The sequence below is a fragment of the Neisseria sp. P0021.S006 genome (genome assembly GCF_051956895.1).
In genome coordinates, this window is record NZ_JBQCWZ010000436.1 from 1 (window position 1) to 1,168 (window position 1,168).

The window sequence follows — 1,168 nt, forward strand, 5'->3', positions numbered from 1 at the left end:
TTGGCAGCTCGTAGTTGATGACGAAAGGCAACTCGGCAATATCCAGGCCGCGTGCGGCAACGTCAGTGGCAACCAAAACGCGTAATGAACCTTCTTTAAAGGCGTTGAGGGTTTCCAGTCGGCTTTGTTGGGATTTGTCGCCGTGGATGGATTGCGCGGCAATGTTGCGACGGACGAGGTCGCGGGTAACTTGATCGACGCTTTGTTTGGTTTTGCAGAATACAATGACTTGATTCATATGCAAATCAACAATCAGACGTTCGAGCAGGTTGCGTTTTTTGAGTGTATCAACGGCAATGATGTGTTGCTCGACATTGGCGTTGGTGGTGTTTTGCGCAGCCACTTCAACCATTTCAGGCGTGTGCATAAAATCTTGCGCAAGCTTACGGATAGGCGGTGAGAAAGTGGCGGAGAAAAGCAGGGTTTGTCGCTGTTTGGGCAACATCTGCATGATTTTGCGGATATCGTCGATGAAACCCATATCAAGCATACGGTCGGCTTCGTCGAGTACGACGATTTCGACTTTGTTTAAATTGATGTTTTTTTGCTTGACGTGGTCAAGCAGTCGGCCAACTGTGGCAACAACGATTTCACAACCGGCGCGCAAGTCGGCAGTTTGTTTGTCCATATTGACACCGCCGAAGAGGACGGTGTGGCGCAAAGGAAGATTTTTAATGTATGCCTGCACGTTTTGATCGATTTGATCGGCCAGTTCGCGGGTTGGGGTCAATACCAACATGCGGACAGGATGCATGGCAGGGGAGGTGCTGGATGTGGCGTAGCGTTTCAGGCGTTCGAGGCTGGGCAGCATAAAGGCGGCGGTTTTACCTGTGCCGGTTTGTGCTGCAGCCAAAAGATCGTGTCCTGCCAAGGCTTTAGGAATCGCTGCGGCTTGAATAGGCGTCGGGTTTTCATAACCCTGATCGGTCAGGGCGGAGACCAATTCGCTGCCTAAACCGAGTGAAGAGAAAGGATTCATGATGGTGGCTTTCTGTTCAGACGGCCTTTGGAATGATGAGGCCGTCTGAAAAATCTGATTCTGAAATGGACAAACCGCAGTATGATTTTGATTCTGCGGTTTGAAAAAAATGGGGGCGGAACAATCCGTCAAGTAGTCCATTATGCCATAAAAAGAGGGACTCCCCAAATGATGGTTGCGGCTAGGAAC

General features: G+C 50.0%; 1 protein-coding gene. It reads right to left on the reverse strand.

Going from position 1 to position 1,168, the window contains the following annotated elements; all coding sequences use genetic code 11:
* The coding region (locus ACTHUM_RS14795) for a DEAD/DEAH box helicase (protein ID WP_440403260.1) at nt 1-982 on the reverse strand (982 nt) is incomplete at its 3' end.
* Between the last annotated feature and the right edge of the window lie 186 nt (nt 983-1,168).